The following is a 19612-nucleotide window of genomic DNA, read 5'->3' as shown; positions in this document are numbered from 1 at the left end:
CCTCACCAACACGAAAACCCGCACCCCCAGCCACGAAAGCCAGGGGTGCGGGCTCAAACCCATTTGCAATTATGCCCGTGGAAGGACTGCGAGCGGTAGCACGTCGATGCCGGTGGCAACGCCGTTGTTCTCGTCGCGGAACCACGTGCGGATTTGGTTGATCAACTGCATCATGTGGGTCCCTCCTTTCAAAGTGTGAAGGTTGTTAACCTTCTGTTCACGTTGAGGTAACTCTAGGGCCACAAAATTAGTTTGTCAACACCCACTATTGGCGTGTCGCAGGTATTGCTGGAACGAGTCCCGGTGGCCAGCAGACTAATTTCCCCAGGCTTGAGCCGAAGAGCAACAACTCGTCTATAGTGGGATATGACATGAAGCCACCCAACGCCTCCATGTCAGCGTAAAGGCGAAGCCCCTCACCCGCCGGCAAGCAAAGTGAAGGGCTTCGTGAGACTAGTTAGTTGGCCAACCGGTCAGCTCGCGGACAAGTTCCGCGAGCAGTTTGGCCACTAACGCCACAAAGGTCCGGATCGTAATCTCGCCGATTGCTTTCCGGGCCTTTCCCTTTTCCGGCTCATCGCCGACACCAGGTTTAGGCATCTCGTCTCACCCCCTTTCCCACGGAAGGGTGGCCCCAACTAGCCAGGGCAAGCCTGGATCCACCGCACCAGCGGTGGAGACTCGCACCGCTAGAAAAGGGAGCGCTTCGATAAAGCGCTATTCCAAAGCTTACACAGCCGCTTTCCCTCATTCTCGTGCAGTCAGGCTCTACGGTTGAACCGTAGAAATACACCGATCCATTCAAAGCGTGCGCTTAGAAGCGTGCGATGCAGGTCGCTCATTCGCACCGGCCCGGGTCGATTTTCGGCGACCAGCGTCGCACTCCTTTAACACCTCGACCGGAACGAAAACACCGGAACGAAAACAACCCGAAAAACCTACAGGAACGGGTACGGGTCCCACCCGGTGAAGTATTCGATCCGTTCGCGCGCGATCAGCAAAATGGCGGCGACCACGGCCACGAGCACAACGGCCAGGAACACCCACCCGACAACCCGCCGCACTCCGCTCGCCGCCGTGCCGTCTTCGGCTGGGGACAGGAAGTGGATGCTCAACGAAAACAGGGTGGGCAGCCCGGCGCCGAGGAGCATGCCTACGCCGAGGACCATGAGTAGTGATTTCAGCATTGGTGTCTCCTATTTGCCCAGGTGGTGGTTGAGTCCGTGGGTGGTGTCGACGATGTGCGCGGGCCCGGTCGGTCCGGTTTGGGGGCCTTCGGGGCCGTCGATTGGGTCCCAGTCGTCGTTGACGTTGTCGCGGTGTACGGGCTGCAGTTGCGCACGGTAGAACATGTAGCCGCCGCCGATTGCGAGGATGACGGTGAGGAGGATGCCGCCCCAGACGAGGTCGCCCCCAATTGTCGACGCCCACTTCGCCACCCACCACGTGACGAAGGAGATGGCCGCCGCGATCGGCAGTGTGGTGATCCAGGCGAGCGCCATCCTTCCGGCGACTCCCCAGCGCACTTCACCTTTCGGTCCCGTCAGGCCTGAACCCATGATGGATCCGGTGGCGACGTGGGTCGTCGATAAAGCCATGCCGAGGTGGGATGATGTGAGGATGATTGCCGCGGACGATGTTTCGGCAGCGAGACCTTGTGGCGGGTGGATTTCGACGAGCCCTTTGCCCAGTGTGCGGATGACGCGGAACCCGCCCGAGTAGGTGCCGATGGCGATTGCCAGGGCGCACGCTGCTTGGATCCAGAAGGGCATGGTGTGGTCGGCGTCGAATTGCCCGGCGGCGACCATGGCGAGGAAGATGACGCCCATGGTTTTTTGGGCGTCGGATGTGCCGTGCGCGAGCGCGACGAGCGACGCGGTGCCGACCTGCCCCCAGCGGAAGTAGGTGTCGCGGTGCTCGTGTTCGGCGTTGGCGGTGAGTCGGTAGACCAGCCACGTCGCGACGGCCGCGATGATCCCCGCAACGAACGGCGCGAACACAGCCGGCAGGATGATCTTGTCCAGGACGCCTTCCCAGACGACGCCTCCCCAGCCAATCGCCGCGATCGCCGCGCCGATCAGCCCGCCGAACAGCGCATGCGAGGACGATGATGGAATCCCGTATAGCCACGTGAACAGGTTCCACATGATAGCGCCGGTCAGCCCGGCGAACACCACGAGCAGCAGCTTCTCGGATTCGATGGTGTTGGACAGATCGAACCCGTCCAACTTCACGATGCCACTCGCCACCGTCTTCGCCACCGCCACTGACAGGAACGCACCTATTAAATTAAGGACGCCCGCGAGCGCCACCGCCGTTTTCGGCTTGAGCGCCCCCGTCGCGATGGATGTGGCCATCGCGTTCGCCGTGTCGTGAAAACCGTTCGTGAAGTCGAAGAACAGTGCCACAGCGATAATCAGAATCAGAAGGATAGTGATACTCACAACCTGGCATTATTCTCCTCCCCCGCCGGGAATGAAACTCTTTTCCACTTTTTACCTATTGTTCACCTTCCACCAGGCCTTTTCCCAGCGCGTCCGCCGGTTGTTCACCTTCTGGGGGCTGGCGTGGGGGTGTGTTCGTGTTAGAGTCTGTGCCAATGAGGACACGCCGAGGTTGGGGAGGTGTACCGTGAACGATTCCGCTGCGTACGTTCCGTTTCCGACGTTTGCTGAGTGGTCCGACCAGGCGAATGGGCATGGGGCGTTTGAGCGACTTGCTGCCGAGTTTCGACGTTTCGGGGCGGAGCAGCGTGCTCGCTATTCGCGTGAGTCGACGCGCTTTGCTGCCGTCGATACGAATGCGATTGAGGGGGTGTTTCGTTCGGATCGTGGTTTTACGTATTCCGTGGCGAAGCAGGCGCATGGTTGGGAATCGGCGATGGAGGAGCGCGGTGTCCATGTGCGGCCGTCGTTTGAAGCGGCGATGGACGGCTACAACTTGGCGCTTGATGTGGCTACGGGCCGCTGGCCGTTGACGGAGGCGTTGATCCGTCGCCTGCACGAAACGATCATGGCGAGCCAGGACGAGTATGAGGTCAGGGTGCTGATTGCTGGTGAGGTTCGTCGACAGAAGCAGCCGCTGCAGCGTGGCGTGTATAAGTCGCAGCAGAATTCCCCGGTGCGTCCGGATGGTTCGCAGCACGTGTATGCGTCGCCGGAGGAGACGCCGAGTGAGATGCGTCGCCTGGTGGAGCAGTGCCGTTTGGATGAGTTTGTGGCGGCGCATCCGGTGGTGCAGGCGTCGTATGTGCATTATGCGTTTGTATGCGTGCACCCGTTTGCTGATGGCAATGGGCGTGTGGCGCGGGCGTTGGCGTCGGTGTTTTTGTACCGGGATCCCGGCATCCCCCTCGTCATTTTCGACGACCAAAAGCACCACTACTACGACGCCCTCGAGAGCGCCGATGCGGGTGTGTTCCGCCCGTTCATTGACTTCATTGAGCAGCGAGCGATCGACACGATGAACGTCGCGATGCTCGAACTCGGCGGCACGGACGACGTCGATTCCGCCCTCGCCGACCTCGGCGATGCCCCCGCGCTCCGCCTCGCGGACACGGTGTTCACGGAGCTCGAGCGCCAGTTCGGTGCACTCCAGCACCCTCTTTTCGACGCCACCATCGCCCGCACCTGCACCACCCCGACCTGCGCCGACGCTGACGGCTTTTCCTTCTCCCTCACGCCGACCTCATCTTCCGGCTCCCAAGTGACCGCGAACTTCAGTGTGTTCGCCGACCCGCAGGCTACCGATCGTCCCGAATACATCGTGACTTGTACGTATGCGCAGCCATCCGGCCGTCCTGGTCCACGGAACCTGGAAGTGTTCCGTCGCGAGCTCACCCCGGACATCAGCCTGAGCCTGACTACCCGCATCCGCGCCTGGTCGGCAGCAGTACTCGCCGACGCGGTGCGGGCGTTCACACCCTACAGCTAGAACGGCAGGTGTTGTTTAATTTCCTTCGGTAGCTGGTCTTTGAGCGCAAAGAATAGTCCACCCAGGAGAGCGAACAGCGTTACGGCGACCGTTGCCACGATTCCCGCTGTGCTCATCGAAGAGCCCTCTTTCGTCGGCGCTGGAACCGGCGTGGTTGGTTTCGGCTTAGCTGGCTGATCTTCGGGTGATGTTACTGTCACAGTAACCGCAGACGGCGTGGGGATTGTGGTCTCTGAGTTCTTCGTAGGTGCCGGTTTCTGGGCTGCCGTTACGGTATTTGAACTAACCGGTGCAGCTGTGGTTGTTGTAGCGCGCGTTGGCGTCGCGGATGTCGTGGTGGATTCCTTAGACGTCGTCGTCGGCACTACCAGAGTTGGCTGAGACTTTGTTGTCGCAGTGGTGGTTGGCGCAACCGTTGGAGTTGTCGTGGCTGCTGGTGGTACTTGCTTAGTCGTCAGCGAAGACTTTGGTGTCGCCGTCGTTGGCGTCGGAGTCGGCTTACTCGTGTGTACGGTCGTCGACGCCTCGGTGGTGGGCTCTGGTGCGTCTGGTGTCTCTTCTGCTACGAGAGACTTGAGCGGCTGTACCTCGAGGGTGCCAGTGATGACGTCACGCGAACCATCGTTGTAGATGACTTCAGAGGTGATGGGTACCTTGAACGTTTCAGGGTAGATTTTCCCACCGGTGAGACGCAGGTACATAGCAAACATTCCGAATTCGTTGCTGTAGGTTTCGTATTCCAGTGGATACGGTGCATCGAATTTCAGGACGTTGATTTCCGAAACATCTGGTCCAGCAGCAATTACGTGGGTCCAGTAGGTGTTCTTAGGGCCTACGCTGTACGCAGGGACAGTGGTGATTTCCGGGTCGTACAAGTCGGCCATCGACATTTGAGGCTCGTCACTTTCGATGAGCCACGCTGCAGGATGCAGAGTCTGCTTGCTCTGCACCTGAGTCGTTTTTCCGTCGTGGAACGTAACATCCCAGGAGAGATCAACCGTAATGGTCTCTGGGTATCGGCGATCGCCGTCCAGCCACATTTCGATCTCACCAGCGTAGTTGGGTTCGTCCATGACTCTGTACTGCACGCCCTCGGCTGATGCTTCGAATTGCGCGAGCTTGACCGTCGCTACATCTGGCGATGGGCCCAAAGTGTACTGGTATATCGGGGTGGTGGTGACGTCGTAAAACTCATCCTCGCTGACTGGGGGAACCCCGTTAGGAACCAAGCTCGGGTCCGTTTGGATCCAGAGGGTTCCATCAACGCTGGTAGATTCTCCATCGTTGAACTCCACTTCGGTTGTGATGTCTACCGAAATGGTTGCGGGGTACTCCAGATTGTCGTTCAGCCAGACACTCAAGCCAACTTCTCCGTCGCGGCCTTCGACTGCTTCATATTGGACGCCGTCTACAGACGGCTCAAATTTCACGACGCGCGCCGACTTTACATCCGGGGAATCAGTCAAGTGAGGCCAGTACTGTGGCGTCCCGTTGAGATCATTGAGTCCTTCCCAACTGATGTACGGCACTTCGTTTGGCTTTTTCATCAGCTCCAGGACTGGTTTGATGTAGGTGGTGCCTGTGAGGCGTTTGGTGGAGCCGTCGTTGTAGTGGATGACGGCTTCGACGTCGAGGGGGATGGTTTCGGGGTAGATGCGTCCGCCGGTGAGTCGAACCTTGTAGGTTCCTAGTTGGTTCTTGTCTGTGTAGTCGGTTTCTACTCCTGGCAGGTCGGTGTGGACTTTGAGGATTTCGACGTAGTTGGTGACATTGGTGTTGGTGTCGACTGCCCAGCTTGAGGCCCAGTCTGGTCCGATTCCCCATACGGATGAGTAGATTTCTGCGTCGTAAAGATCCGCTTGTGTCAGGCGGTCAATCGCGCGGGGGTCTTTGGAAGCTTCGTCGTGTGCGACTAGTGCTGGAAGTGGTTTGATGTAGGTGGTGCCTGTGAGGCGTTTGGTGGAGCCGTCGTTGTAGTGGATGACGGCTTCGACGTCGAGGGGGATGGTTTCGGGGTAGATGCGTCCGCCGGTGAGTCGAACCTTGTAGGTTCCTAGTTGGTTCTTGTCTGTGTAGTCGGTTTCTACTCCTGGCAGGTCGGTGTGGACTTTGAGGATTTCGACGTAGTTGGTGACATTGGTGTTGGTGTCGACTGCCCAGCTTGAGGCCCAGTCTGGTCCGATTCCCCATACGGATGAGTAGATTTCTGCGTCGTAAAGATCCGCTTGTGTCAGGCGGTCAATCGCGTGGGGGTCTTTGGAAGCTTCGTCGTGTGCGACTAGTGCTGGAAGTGGTTTGATGTAGGTGGTGCCTGTGAGGCGTTTGGTGGAGCCGTCGTTGTAGTGGATGACGGCTTCGACGTCGAGGGGGATGGTTTCGGGGTAGATGCGTCCGCCGGTGAGTCGAACCTTGTAGGTTCCTAGTTGGTTCTTGTCTGTGTAGTCGGTTTCTACTCCTGGCAGGTCGGTGTGGACTTTGAGGATTTCGACGTAGTTGGTGACATTGGTGTTGGTGTCGACTGCCCAGCTTGAGGCCCAGTCTGGTCCGATTCCCCATACGGATGAGTAGATTTCTGCGTCGTAAAGATCCGCCTGCGTCACCTGTTCAGCTGCAGACGCTGATGCAGTGACAAAGGGCGAGTTACGCGGGGCTACGACTGAGCTTGTACCGAGTGCGATTGCGATGGCAACCGCGGCTATTGAGCGTTTCATGGGGGCTCCTTTTGGCCTCTCGAAATATGGATACCCACATCTTAAACTGCCACCCAGACATTTCCTTTGAACTACTCAGTTTATATCCATAAATGCAGGTCAGGAGCTAATTATGGTTTGGATAAACCGCTTTTGCCTGACTGAGCAAAAACCTTTGATGCTAGTTCACGCTTCCGCTATTGGACCTAAAACGGGCAACCCCACAAACAGAAGTGGCACGACCGTCCCCGCCACGACCGAGACCACAATCGCCGCAATCCCCAAGTCCTTCCGCTTCCCCTCCAGGAACAACGACCCCATACCAAGCACCAACCCGATCACTGGCAGCACGTACCGCAGTGGCTCCCACCCGATGATCAGGAAGGTCTTCGCAACGGCGAACACGAGACCGAGTACAGCGACAACTAGCGCGACGGCCCCAAGTGGGTTCGCCCTCTCACGACCCGGTTGTGGCATCGTCCCTCCATGAATATCGTTCACTCACAAGGCGTTTCACTGTAAGTGAATGGCGCTTCTCCCGCTAGCAAGACAACCCAGCAAGCTTAAAGATTAGCCCCGACATCGCAAATGGCCTCAACACTTATTAAAACCGCGTGACCTGGTACTTTAAGGAGAGTTCTGATTCCTAACGCTGCCTCGAAGGCTGTGGTAACCTTCCAAAGGTTATTACCAAAAACTTTCCTGACTGGAGAACAACTGTGGATTTCGCCAAGCTCAAACCAGGTAACCTCAACGTCGACATCAACACCATCGGTGCTGTCTTTGGCATTCTCGCCGTCATTGCTGCCATCGTCGGTGGCGTTGTCGGGTCTGGCGCTCTACACGACCAGTCCGGTAGCTCGCGGGGTGCGAGCATGCAGGTGATCACCCCAACCCCCGCCGTTACTGCTCCGGCGACGGAGGAGACTTCCGAGAATGAACCGGCTGAGGATTACCTCAGCCCTGCTATCCGTGAACACAGCAAGCACGCCGAGGATCTTGCTAGCAAGGCGGAAGAATTCATTCGGCGTCAATTCGAGCTCAACCGCCAGTCCGAGGAGCTTCTTGGTCGAGCGGATGATTTCGTCCGTCAAGCAGATGAGATGATTCGTCAGCGCGAGGCGGCTGGTCTGTATTAGTCCACCTTCGCAGCAAAAATTTTGGTGCATCCCACTAGACGGGGATGCACCGTTTTTATTTAGATACTGGGTTGTGCAGCCGCGTCATTGAAGGCCCCAGCTTATCGACGCCAGCTCCGCCCCCACCACCCCACCCGCAATTCTGTTCACAAAATCCCGACTCTCAGCGCGATGCCTATCCCTACCCACTCAAACTCCAACCCACCCAAATCCCTCCCCACCCAAAATCACACATAGAATCAACAGTCATGTGCCCTGACGCGACAGTAACGAACGCCGCCAAGCCCGCAGCCGAGCAATCTCAAACCTTCGCCCCCGGCCTCACGGTCCGGGTCCGGGATGAGTTGTGGCTGATCACGAACGTGACGCAGTCGGCGGACGGGTTTTTGTTGTCGGTGCGCGGCCTGTCGGATTTTGTGCGTGATTCCTCGGCAGCGTTTTACACGGCGATTGACCGTGTTGAGGTGGTGGATCCGGCGGATGTGCGGGTGATTCCGGATCGTTCGCCGGGGTTCCGTACGTCGAGGTTGTGGTTGGAGACGACGTTGCGTCGTACGCCGGTGCCGTTGTTCCAGGAGCAGTTGTCGGTGGCGGGTCAGATGTTGTTGGATCCGTTGGATTATCAGTTGGCGGCTGCTCGTAAGGCGTTGAGTAGTGAGAATTTGCGTCCGCGTGTGTTGATTGCGGATGCGGTTGGTTTGGGTAAGACGCTTGAGGTCGGGTTGATTTTGTCGGAGTTGATTCGGCGTGGGCGTGGGGATCGTATTTTGGTGGTGACGCCGAAGCATATTTTGGAGCAGTTCCAGCAGGAGTTGTGGTCGAGGTTTGCGATTCCGTTGGTGCGGTTGGATTCGTTGGGGATTCAGCGTGTGCGTCAGAAGTTGCCTGGTAGTCGGAATCCGTTTACGTATTTCAATCGTGTGATTGTGTCGATGGATACGTTGAAGTCTCCGAAGTATCGGGCGCAGTTGGAGCGTGTGCGTTGGGATGCTGTCGTGGTGGATGAGATTCATAATGCGACGAATGCGGGGACGCAGAATAATGAGTTGGTGCGTACGTTGGCGCCGACGACGGAGGCGTTGTTGTTGGCGTCGGCGACGCCGCATAATGGTTCGTCGGATTCGTTCCGTGAGATTTTGCAGTTGTTGGATCCGTTGTCGGTGCGTCCGGATGGTTCGATTGATGTGTCGGCGGCGGAGCGGTTGATTATTCGGCGGCATCGTCATTCGCCTGAGGTGGCGAGTGTTGTGGGGGCGAAGTGGGCTGAGCGTGCGGAGCCTCGGAATATTTTGGTGGCGGCGTCTCCGGAGGAGAATGCGGTTGCGCGTGAGTTGGATGAGGTGTGGGTGCATCCAAAGGCAGGAAATCCTGCGGGGGATCGGCTGTTTCCGTGGACGTTGGTGAAGGCGTTTTTGTCGTCGCCGGCGGCGTTGGAGGAGACGCTGGTGAACAGGTTGAAGAATGTGCCGTCGGGGTCAGCGGAGGCGTTGGCGTTGGAGCGGTTGCGTGGGTTGAATGCGGGGGCGTCGGCGGGGGCGTCGAATAAGTATCGGCGGTTGTTGGAGTATTTGCGTGAGGTGGGGGTTGGGCCGCGGAAGGCGACTCGTGTGGTGGTGTTTTCGGAGCGTGTGGCTACGTTGCATTGGCTGCGGGAGCATCTGGAGCGGGATTTGAAGATGCCGAAGGGCGCGGTTGCTGTGATGCATGGGCAGTTGTCGGATCAGGAGCAGATGCAGCTTGTGGACGAGTTCAAGCGTGCTGATTCGAAGTTGCGTGTGTTGGTGACGGGTGATGTGGCGTCTGAGGGCGTGAACTTGCATACGTTGTGTCATGATTTGGTGCATTTTGATATTCCGTGGTCGTTGATCAGGATTCAGCAGCGTAATGGCCGTGTGGATCGGTATGGGCAGGAGCATGCGCCGCAGATTGCGACGTTGTTGCTGGATACTGAGGGCGGGGGCGATGTTGGTGAGGTGAAGGTGCTTGCGCGGTTGGTGGAGCGTGAGTTTGAGGCGAACCGGATTTTGGGGGATGTGGGCTCGCTGATGGGTAAGTACAGTGAGTCGGCTGAGGCGGATGAGATCCGGAAGGTGTTGGAGCGCCAGAAGGAGCTTGATGACGTCGCGTTGGCTCCGGAGGCGGTGCAGGATGGCTCGGCGGGGGATTTGGTGGAGCAGTTGTTGGCGTCGTTAGCTGCGATGCCGGATGAGGGCGTGGCTGATGTGGGGGCGCAGCGTCGTTCGTTGTATCCGGCTGAGGTGGGGTATTTGCAGGATGCGTTGAGTGAGGCGTTTCATGGTGCTCCGGAGAAGCCGTTGGAGGCGAATGGGGTGGCGTTTCATGTGCATGGTAATGGGGTGGCGGAGTTGGCGCCGCCGGTTGATTTGCGGCGCAGGTTGGATGTGCTGCCGCAGGATTATTTGGCGGCGCGGAGGGTGAAGGAGTCGTTCCAGTTGGCGACGACACGCCTGCTTGGGGAGGAGTTGTTGCAGCGTGCCCGTACGGGTGATGAGGGGTCGACGTGGCCGTCGGCGCACTTTTTGGGCCCGTTGCATCCGGTGACGGATTGGGCGACGGATCGTGCGTTGGCGCAGTTGTCGAATGGCAGGATCCCTGCGATGCAGGGCGCGGTGGATGCGCCGACGGTGTTGTTGATGGGCACGTTGACGAATAAGCGTGGCCAGGTGGTATCGCGTGCGTTTGTGACGGCGGGCCCGGAGTCGTTCCCGGCGACGATTGAGGATCCGGTGGCGTGGCTGCAGGGGGTCGGGTTGACGGTGGATGCGATTAACCCCGGCACGGTCGAGGTGCCGGAGGGGGCGCAGGAAATGATCCGTTCGGCGGTTGAGCAGGCGAAGGGCCAGTTGCAGCCGATGATGGCTGGGGCGAAGGCGGATTCGTCGAGAAGGATTGAGCGTTGGTTGCAGCAGGCGAATGCGTGGGAGGCGGAGAAGGCTGCTGGTTCGGCGCATTCGGTGCGTGCTGCGAAGACGTCGAGGTTGTTGGAGCAGGAGAAGGCGTTGGTGGCGTCGTTGCATCCTGATCGTGAGTTGGTGCGTCCGCTTGTTCTTGTGTTGCCGAGGGAGGCGTAGGTTCCATGGCTGTGTTTGATTCGATTGTCAATGTTGAGGAGTGGATCAGTGATTACTACCTCACTACGGACGAGTCGAAGGGCGAGTCGTTTACGAAGCGTGTGAAGGCGCGGACGAATCAGTGGGCGAAGGAGGCGTCGCTATCGCAGACGCCTGTGGAGCGTTTGAAGCGTGTGCGTGGCGCGTTGCAGTCGGCGTTTGCGCAGGGCGCGCCGACGTCGGCGTTGATCCGTGAGGCCTTCGGCTATGGGGAGCCGCAGGAGCTCACTTTTGTGCGTGCGGGGGAGCCGGTGGAGTTCGTCGGCTGGGTTGGCCATGCGGGCACCTTGGTGGTGCTTGAGGCTGACCCGGTGGACAGTGTTGAGGAGGTTGCGCAGGCCAGCAAGGTTGTGGGGGATATTTTTCTTAGCGACGCCCCTCCGGCCTTCATCGTGATCATCGCCGGGAACTGGGTGGTGCTCGCGGAGCGTGAGTTGTGGCCGCTGGGCCGCTATTTGGCTGTGGATCTGCAGCTGGTGGTGGAGCGCAATGACACGACGAAGTCGGGTGAGCTGGCGCGTGCCGCGGTGATGTTGGCGCGCGAGGATATTGAGCGCGCTGCGGATGGTACGACGTGGTGGACGGATACGCTGGAGGAGTCGCGCCAGCATGCGGTGAAGGTGTCTGGTGATTTGCGTGATGCGGTGCGTGAGTCGATTGAGTTGATTGGCAATGATGTGCTGCAGCGCCGCCAGGCGCAGGGCCTTACGCTTGAGGATGTCGACGGCAACGAGCTCGCCCGCCAGGCACTCCGGTACTTGTACCGCATTCTCTTTTTGTTGTTCGCGGAGGCCTCACCCGAGTTGGGTATTTTGCCCACGGGCAGTCCTGAGTACGTGGCGGGCTACGGCCTGGACCGGCTGCGGGACCAGATTCTAACGCCGCCGGTCACCGAGCAGGCGCGCCACGGCACGCACCTCTACGAGTCCCTGCAGGTGCTGTTTGACCAGGTCAACCACGGGCACGACCCGTTTGCGGCAGCGGACGCGGATGAGGATGCGCAGAACCACGGCCTGACGTTCCGCAACCTGGACGCGGACCTGTTCAAGCCGGAGGCCACCGCGCTGATTGACCGCACTGCCCTGTCCAACGAGGCGCTCACGCACGTGCTGCGCAACCTGTTGCTCTCCCGTGAGGCGGCCGGGAAGGACCGCGGGTTCATCTCCTACGCAACGCTCGGTGTCACCGAGTTGGGCCAGGTGTATGAGGGGTTGATGTCCTACCACGGGTTCATCGCGCAGGAAGACCTCTATGAGGTCGCCCCGAAGGGCAACGCTGAGAAGGGCTCCTGGGTGATCCCTGTCTCTCGTAGCAGTGAGGTCCCCGAGGACAGCTTTGTGATGGAAGACGTCGAAGACCCCGCCGGTGGTGTGTTCAAGCGCCGCCGCAGGTACCCGCGCGGCTCCTTTGTGTACCGCCAGTCCAGCCGCGACCGTGAACGCTCCGCGTCCTTCTACACCCCGCAGGTGCTCACGGAGTTCAGCGTCTCCCAAGCAGTCGAGGTGCTGCAGGAGGAAGGCCGCATCAGCTGCGCAGATGACGTGCTCACGCTGAGCATCTGCGAACCCGCGATGGGCTCCGGCGCCTTCGCCGTCGAAGCCGTCCGCCAGCTTGCGGAGTGCTACCTGGACCTGAAAGAACAAGAACTCGGCGAGCGCGTTCCCGCGGAAGAGCGCGCCGTCGAATTGCAAAAAGTGAAGGCCTACCTGGCGCTGCACCGCGTGTATGGCGTGGATCTTAACCCCACCGCCGTGGAGCTTGCCGAGATTTCCCTCTGGCTGGACACCATGACAGCTGGCCTGAAGGCCCCATGGTTCGGCCTGCACCTGCGGCGCGGAAACTCCCTGGTCGGCGCATTGCGCGCCACCTTTAGCAAGGAGCAGCTGAACAAGAAGGCGTGGCTGAAGGCCGGGCCGCGCCGGGAGTACGCGCCGGGCCGCATCCATCACTTCCTCCTCCCCTCTGAGAGCTGGGGTGCCGCGGCGGACGCGAAGGACCTGAAGAAGCTCGCCGCCGAAGAGCAGAAGGCGTTGAAGGCGTGGCGTAGGTCCATGGTGGTCAAGCCGACAAACCCGCAAATCAAACGCTTGTTGAACCTTGCTCAACGCGTTGAATTCCTGTGGTCCGTAGCCCTTGCCAAGATGCAGATTGCGGAATCACAAATCCGCCGCGACATCGACCTGTGGGGCCGCAACCCCGAACCCGCCACCGGCGTGGTCACACGCGAGCAGATCGAGCGCGAACTCCTCCACAACGAGGAAGGCGCCTACCGGCGTCTCCGGCTGGTGATGGACGCCTGGAACGCCCTGAAGTTCTGGCCACTCAATGAGGCACTGGACACCGAGCTTCCCGATTGGGACGAGTGGCTAGACACCCTGCAGGACATCCTGGGCAAAGAGGCCGAATCCCGCGACGAGGCCCAGATGGTCGTTGGCCGCGCCACCAACTGGGACGAGTTGCACGAGCTGGAAACCACCGACCTCGGCCTGTCCGGCGCTCTGTCCATGGAGCGCATTCTGAGCGCCCACCCGTGGATCGCTACCGTTCGCGACGTTGCCGATGAGCAGGGTTTCTTCCACTGGGACCTGGACTTCGCCGCCGTCTTCGCCGAGGGTGGCTTCGACCTGCAGGTGGGTAACCCGCCGTGGGTGCGTCCCCGTGGCGACCTGGACGGGCTCTACTCGGAGCTGGACCCGTGGTTCTCCCTCGCCCACAAGCCGACGCAGGCCGTGAAGAACGAACGCCGCGCCCACTGGAACGACGACGCCCGCATGCGCGACATCGTATTCAAGGGCACCGGCGATATCGTTGCCACCGCGAATGTGCTCGGCAACGTGTCCGACTACCCGCACCTGGCCAACCAGCAGCCGGACCTCTACCGCGCGTTCATGGAGCGCACTTGGTCCAATGCTTCGAAGCGAGGCGTGGTGTCGCTCATCCACCCAGAGTCTCACTTCACCGAGAAGAAGGCCGCTCCCCTACGCCGGGGCGCGTACCTGCGGTTGCGGAGGCACTGGCAGTTTATTAATGAGCTTTCACTTTTCGACGTGCACCACCTCGTTTCCTATGGCGTACACGCTTATGGACCTGAGCAGGAAACTGCCGACTTTATCCAGGCAGCGCACCTTTACCACCCGCGAACCGTCGAAGAGTCACTGCAACACAACGGTGAGGGCCCATTACCTGGCTTGAAGGACGACAACTACAACTGGGACCAGCGGCCTCACAAGGACCGTATTCAGCACGTTAATCTCGACGCACTTAAGCTGTGGGCCTCGATCTTGGGCGACTCGGAAGCCGACCCGCTTGAATCACGCATGGTGTACACCGTGAACACCGAGGCAGTAAAGGTGTTGGAGAAGCTCGCAGCGCAGCCACGAATCGGTGAGCTTGGTTTGCAGTTCTCGAACGGCTGGCATGAAACTGGTGATAAGAAGAAAGGCTATTTTGACACCGGCTGGGCGCATCCTGATTCCTGGGACAACGTCATTATTCAAGGGCCGCATATCGGTGTTTCGACGCCGATGAATAAGCAACCGAACCCAACGCTGAAGAACAATCAGGATTGGTCCGAGATTGATCTGGAGGCGTTGCCAAGCGATTTCACTCCCGCTACTGCCTACCAGCCAGATCGAGAGAAGAAGCCAACCTACGACTCCGACTACACGCAGTGGGAAGTCAAGGGTGAACGGCAATCTGCGAGGGGCTTCTACCGAGTTGCCTGGCGCGCAATGGCAGCGACCACAGGCTACCGAACTTTGTACCCAACGATTTTCCCCCCGGGCACAGCTCACATTCATGGTGTCTGTTCAGCGGCAAAACCAGGAGACAACCGAGCAACGGTGACGACGGCAGCTGTGTTGTCGTCGTTACTATCTGATTTTCAAATTCGGGTTAGTGGTATCGCCAATTTATATGGACCTGCAATAGAACACTTGGTCAGGCCAAATGAGGTGAAGAATGTGGAGAGCCTCATTCGCATCTACCTCCGCCTCAACTGCCTGACCGAAGCGTACGCACCACTCTGGGAAGAGATCACTGGTGAGAAGTGGACGGTAGACACGCCGATCCGCAACGCCCTTGAGAGGCGGCGAGCACAGTGGGAGATTGACAGAATTGTCGCAGAAAGCCTCGGGGTCAGCGAGGACGAGCTTGAGATGATCTACCGCACCCAGTTCCCCGTCATGCACCGGTATGACCAGGAAGACCTTTACGACACGAACGGTCGCAGAGTACCGAAGGAGGTCGTCAAGGAACACGAAAAGTGCAAGGGTGACGCCCAACTCACCGAGCAAGAGCGCACTTGGACGCACCCACAATCGCAGGTGGAGTATACGTTTGAGTACCCGTTCCTCACCTACGACCAGTGGGAGCATCAAAGAGTGCGAGCAAAGGAATCGTAGCCTGACTCAGTTTGAAATAAAGTGCATATACGAATTGTGCTATTGCGACACGAAGGATGAACATGATCGAATGCCCACCAGTTTTCCAACTTCACTCACTTGATCTTTGGTGGGAAGAGTATCTTTGCGAAACAGACCGCGAGGAGATCATCGCATACCTAACTGAATTTTCGCCTGAGTCATTGCAGAATGGGTATGGCGAGACCACCATTTACATGCCAAAAGGTGGCGAAGACTATACCGTCGAAACTGAAATAAAAGGTATCGCGAGCGGGATGGCTAGATTTTCCGACAACTTTGAATGTGTCGTGAAACTGTTCACCCTCCGACTTGCTCTTTTGGCAGAATCTGAAAACTTATTTCGCCTGCACCTTGGAATAATTGAGTTCGCTCACTTCCTGTACAAACGCCGTTCTGAACCGGGGGTTCTAGATGAAGCGACAAGATTCTATGCTTTGGCAGTCTCAGTAAGTGATGAGGTTTACGCTGAGCTTTCAAAAGAGCCATGGTTCGACGGGAATTGTATTAATGAAGCGGCTAAAAGGCTCTCAATAATTTTTGAGAAATCTGAGTTGTTCAACGTCGCTTTACAGGTAATCGAGAAAGTACGTGCTGAAGGATGGCCCGGGGACTGGAGCAACAGGACCAGACGAATTCAGCGGAAGCTAGAGAAACAAGGCGTGAGTAGTGCGAACACTGATTACGCAGTAGAAGAAGCACTTGCTACTGCGCTGTTTCAGCCACGAGACGTCATCGAAGTATATGAGTCTCTAAAGGATGGTTTCGAGGATGTCTTGAACCGGGTTTCTGCGTCTCGGCCTTGGGTGATTGAGAGCAGTGACCCTCCCGAACCAATCCCGGGCCCGAAGTCAGGGCCGGTGAAACTGCAAAGGCTCGATGTGCGAGTAGCAGTTGATATGTCGAATAAGCTTTTCGAAGTAACTAAAGGCACGACAACTCGCCAGGCTCAATTTCCGCCTGTTACGCGAAAGTTTATCGATGTTGAATGGTGGGAATTCATAAATATCATCGCAGCTGCATCTGATCGACAAGGCGGAATCCGGGAAGGCGTTGAGCAATGGTGGGTGTTGGAAACTGAGCCCCTCGAGATGCAGAAAGTGAGTCCATCGAAAGCACCTCGATTTGAATTCACTCTGCTTTCCAATGACCCGTATGGATTAACAAAGAAATCTGACCCGTTCGCAAGTCTCCATGGATTCAGAAAACTCAACTGGAACACGGGTGAGTCGCTACTCAGGAAAAACAAATACGCTAATCGACCCCGGCCAGCCTATTTATACTTTGAATCGGATCATCATAGAAGGAGAGTAAGCACGGGATATATCGGCGGAGAGGATAGAAATATTTGGGATAACGAAATAAATCTAGGCGGAATTATGGATGATACAAACTTCGATTTATACTCTAAGCTCGCGAGTGCAGTCGAGTCCGGTCTAGAACATGGTTTCACGCCTACAGGCCCGTGGGTCGGGCGGTTTATCACCGGCGCCGAGCCAGGAACTTTTGAATGCGGTTTCTATGCGCGCGCTGAGTTTTCCAAACCGGGATTCAGCGCTCCGATGTGGCTTGATTAGAAGAAGGAAAGTTGACTCTGTCGGCACAGATCAGCACTTGCCTAGGGTCCTCTCGTGCAAAGATGCAAACTAGTGGATTACGTTGCAGTTGCATTGCCGAGGCCTTCATTAGGCCTGCGGTCTGAACAGAGCCTACTAATCACAGAAGAGCTTGCTGTCAGTGGATAGATTGAGGATGGTGTAATCCTTTATCTCCTGCTCTGTCAGGCCTGCGGATGCTAGTTTTTCGTGCAACACGGCTACGATCATTTGAGCTTCAGTGTCTTCACAAATATCGATTATGTGACGGAGATCGGCGCCCTCGATGTTTTCAACGACATCATGAATGAAAAAGCGTGGGGCAATAATGTTGTTCGATTTTGCAAATTCTTGGTAAGCAAGATCGTAGGCAGCCATTAATGACTTGCGGGAACCGCTGCTGGCTCCATTCGGTAGTACTATCTCCAATGGGAAATGGTCTATATCATGATAGTATTTGAGCACTGGATGTTCCTGATTAATTTCTTCAGAAAACTCGCTGAAGAAGTAGTTGAAAGACGCGATGCGTTGTTTCGCTTGGTGCTTGCTCGCTTCGATCGTTTTTTTGTGTTGCTCTAGTTCAGCCTCCAATGACGTAATCTCTTCCTCGAACTGTTCGGCGGTATTGACAAACTCTTGGAGCTCGCCAATTCTCAAGGTCAGTTCTGTTATTGCATGGTTTAACTCCCGGAATTCATCCAAAGCAGGATCATTCAGTACCTCGTGGTTGCCGACTAATTCTCCAATTTCATTCTGCGTGGCTAGCAGCTGTTCATGTGTATCGGATTTCAGATCGGAGAAGTATTTAAGTTTATTTTCTATTAGGCGTTGGTTGAAGCTGAGCATTTGCTTGAAAGTCTTATCCAAGTGCGGGACTAGTTCGGCGACCTCAGCATAGAATTTGCTCTGGATATCGATCTCAGCCTGTAGATCACGTTCTTGCTCTATTTCTTGGATACTAAGATCAATCATTGCTAGTTCATATTCGAGCTCGTTTCGCCTTTCGTACGCACGGGAGAATTGGCCATATAGTTCGGCTTGCGCATCTTTGAATTTACGAAAGGCCGGTAGATCTGTCAGTGCCTCGAGTTTTTGTTCGAGGGTATCGAGTGATTCAATCGATGCTTCGAGCTCCGATTTCTTTGTATTTATTTCATCAGTATCCCGAAGCTCTAGGAATGTTTTGTGGGCCTTCTTCAGGGCGTTTAGCTTCTTTTCAGTATCACCAGATTGAGTTTTGTGTGAATGAGCGCCGAGACCGAGCAATACATCGTAGATTGAGTGGTAAAATGCGAGACTTGTAGATTCAAGATTCTTCAAAAACCCTGGATCATCACTGCGGGCTGAAATTCGTATAAAGGACTTGATCAGCATCCGAAATGTCGGTTTAGCTGTACCATGTGCAAAGAAAATTCGATTTAGTTCTTGAACATAGTTTTCGTAGCTGTATCGAGAGCCGTTGATGTAACGACCGCCACGTTCAAACAAGTCAACTTTACAGGTTAATTCGTCCTCATGATCCGGGATAGAAAGATCCGGTGTAAAAACTCCTTCGATCGCAATTCGAGAGTCATTGATTAGATTTTTAAGCTCGGAGTTTTCCTGCTGAAGCTGGTGGTCATGGTGGATAGTTTTCTTGTCCTTGGCGCCTAGCAATATATCGAGACAGCGAAGGAACGTAGTTTTTCCAACTTTGTTGTGCTTGTCGGATTGTTCGTTGTCAACGACGAGATTAATACCTTGGCGAAATGCAACTGTGCGTATATCGGTGTCGTTATCCGTCGCTATTATCCGAAATGTTTTGATGTACATGTAAGAGGCCAAATTCGTCCAAATAAATCAAGCTGTTCAAGTATAGAAAGTCAAGAGCGAATAAGTAAGTATGGTACTGAATATGGAGCGACTGGTGTTCATTTTTTGTAGCTTTGAACAAGTCAAGTGAATCTATAGCTCCATGCTTTGTGATGGCCCGCAGAAGTTCAGTGGCCTTATAGAATACGGTATTCTTTGGACGTGCGTTTCGGTCTAATATGATCATCGTTTACGCACCTGGAACTTCTAGAACCTTACATTTCGATACCCCAACTTCAACGAGCGCCGTACAAAACATTTCAACTGTCTCAACCTCTATGTCAAGTGTGTCGAAGCGAGGGTCGTTTTGAACTGTCTCTTGAATGTGCTCCGCGAGTTCTTTTAGTATTTTGTCGGCGGCTCCCGGGGTTTCTCGCCATTTGGGATCTGAAGGCAATAGCAAACAGTATTTTCGTTCTAGCGATTTGATGATTGTTTCAGAATTTTCAATATCACCTAGTACTTGGTCAACTAATTGAAATTCATGAGCCAGGCTTCTAAAAAGTCGCCTGTGACTTGTGACGTTGTTAAACGACAACTTTTCCTCTAGTTCGGCGGGGAGATTGGTGAGGTCAAACGTCTCCGATTCGTCGTTGGCGTCCGAATATAGTTTGAGCAATTTGTAGATATGGGTTTTCTGAAGCTTTTGAGGCTCTCGGACGGCGTAGTGGATAACGTCGCCAAAATGCTGTGTCGAATTATTCCCTGAGTTTTTCGCACTGATTCTACCATTAGTGCTCAGCATGGTTGCCTACGCTCTGGGATGAATTCGCCCCGGAATTTTTCATCTTGATGTCCGAAAACGCTGTGCTATTACTGCCTTGTTTGATCTGCTTCTTGAGAGAATTGACT

The 19612-nt window shown here is 56.2% G+C and carries 13 protein-coding genes; 5 read left to right on the top strand and 8 right to left on the bottom strand.

Features of this window, described 5'->3' with window-relative positions; all coding sequences use genetic code 11:
• Positions 1-453: 453 nt before the first annotated feature.
• From KBP54_RS10850 to KBP54_RS10840, 3 genes are all read right to left on the bottom strand, one after another.
• A complete protein-coding gene (locus KBP54_RS10850) occupies positions 454-600 on the bottom strand; it encodes a hypothetical protein (protein WP_176754795.1) in 147 nt (48 codons plus the stop codon).
• Between the two features lie 338 nt (positions 601-938).
• Positions 939-1187, bottom strand: a complete 249-nt coding sequence (locus KBP54_RS10845; RefSeq protein ID WP_256005755.1) for a hypothetical protein — start codon at positions 1185-1187, stop codon at positions 939-941.
• Positions 1188-1196: 9 nt separating this feature from the next.
• The gene (locus tag KBP54_RS10840) at positions 1197-2444 is read right to left on the bottom strand and encodes an inorganic phosphate transporter (RefSeq protein ID WP_070478690.1); all 1248 of its coding nucleotides are present in this window, start codon (positions 2442-2444) and stop codon (positions 1197-1199) included.
• A gap of 187 nt (positions 2445-2631) precedes the next feature.
• Here KBP54_RS10840 and KBP54_RS10835 point away from each other — a divergent pair, with 187 nt between their 5' ends.
• Positions 2632-3933, top strand: a complete 1302-nt coding sequence (locus KBP54_RS10835; protein WP_256005753.1) for a Fic family protein — start codon at positions 2632-2634, stop codon at positions 3931-3933.
• Here KBP54_RS10835 and KBP54_RS10830 read toward each other — a convergent pair.
• Together KBP54_RS10830 and KBP54_RS10825 are read right to left on the bottom strand one after the other, a co-directional pair.
• Positions 3930-6644, bottom strand: coding sequence for a hypothetical protein (locus KBP54_RS10830; RefSeq protein ID WP_256005751.1), 2715 nt, complete (start codon positions 6642-6644; stop codon positions 3930-3932). The two genes, KBP54_RS10835 and KBP54_RS10830, sit on opposite strands and share 4 nt — an antisense overlap.
• A gap of 165 nt (positions 6645-6809) precedes the next feature.
• Complete coding sequence (locus KBP54_RS10825; protein ID WP_256005750.1) at positions 6810-7100, bottom strand: hypothetical protein; 291 nt, start codon at positions 7098-7100, stop codon at positions 6810-6812.
• A 242-nt stretch (positions 7101-7342) separates the two neighbouring features.
• On the opposite strand from KBP54_RS10825, the gene KBP54_RS10820 reads away from it, so the two are divergent.
• From KBP54_RS10820 to KBP54_RS10805, 4 genes are all read left to right on the top strand, one after another.
• Positions 7343-7762 (top strand): hypothetical protein, encoded by a 420-nt coding sequence (locus KBP54_RS10820; protein WP_071573731.1) that lies wholly within the window; start codon positions 7343-7345, stop codon positions 7760-7762.
• A 248-nt stretch (positions 7763-8010) separates the two neighbouring features.
• Positions 8011-10854 (top strand): DEAD/DEAH box helicase, encoded by a 2844-nt coding sequence (locus tag KBP54_RS10815; protein ID WP_256005748.1) that lies wholly within the window; start codon positions 8011-8013, stop codon positions 10852-10854.
• A gap of 5 nt (positions 10855-10859) precedes the next feature.
• Positions 10860-15296, top strand: a complete 4437-nt coding sequence (locus tag KBP54_RS10810) for an Eco57I restriction-modification methylase domain-containing protein (RefSeq protein WP_256005746.1) — start codon at positions 10860-10862, stop codon at positions 15294-15296.
• Between the two features lie 56 nt (positions 15297-15352).
• A complete protein-coding gene (locus KBP54_RS10805; protein WP_256005745.1) occupies positions 15353-16891 on the top strand; it encodes a hypothetical protein in 1539 nt (512 codons plus the stop codon).
• A gap of 135 nt (positions 16892-17026) precedes the next feature.
• On the opposite strand, the gene KBP54_RS10800 is transcribed toward KBP54_RS10805, so the two are convergent.
• Genes KBP54_RS10800 through KBP54_RS10795 form a run of 3 tightly spaced genes read right to left on the bottom strand, consistent with a single transcriptional unit; the run spans position 17027 to position 19505 of the window.
• Entirely contained in the window at positions 17027-18721 is a 1695-nt protein-coding gene (locus KBP54_RS10800; protein WP_256005743.1) for a DUF2326 domain-containing protein, read from the bottom strand.
• A complete protein-coding gene (locus tag KBP54_RS11270; protein ID WP_418904457.1) occupies positions 18684-18947 on the bottom strand; it encodes an ABC-three component system middle component 6 in 264 nt (87 codons plus the stop codon). The genes KBP54_RS10800 and KBP54_RS11270 overlap by 38 nt, the downstream gene beginning before the upstream one ends.
• 3 nt (positions 18948-18950) lie before the next feature.
• Positions 18951-19505 carry a hypothetical protein gene (locus tag KBP54_RS10795; RefSeq protein ID WP_256005742.1) on the bottom strand — a complete coding sequence of 185 codons (555 nt, stop codon included), beginning with the start codon at positions 19503-19505 and terminating at the stop codon, positions 18951-18953.
• Positions 19506-19612: the final 107 nt, after the last annotated feature.

This window comes from Corynebacterium pseudogenitalium (assembly GCF_024453815.1).
Taxonomy (GTDB): Bacteria; Actinomycetota; Actinomycetes; order Mycobacteriales; family Mycobacteriaceae; genus Corynebacterium; species Corynebacterium pseudogenitalium.
The sequence above is the reverse complement of the archived record's forward strand: the minus strand, read 5'-3'. Positions and strand labels throughout refer to the sequence as shown.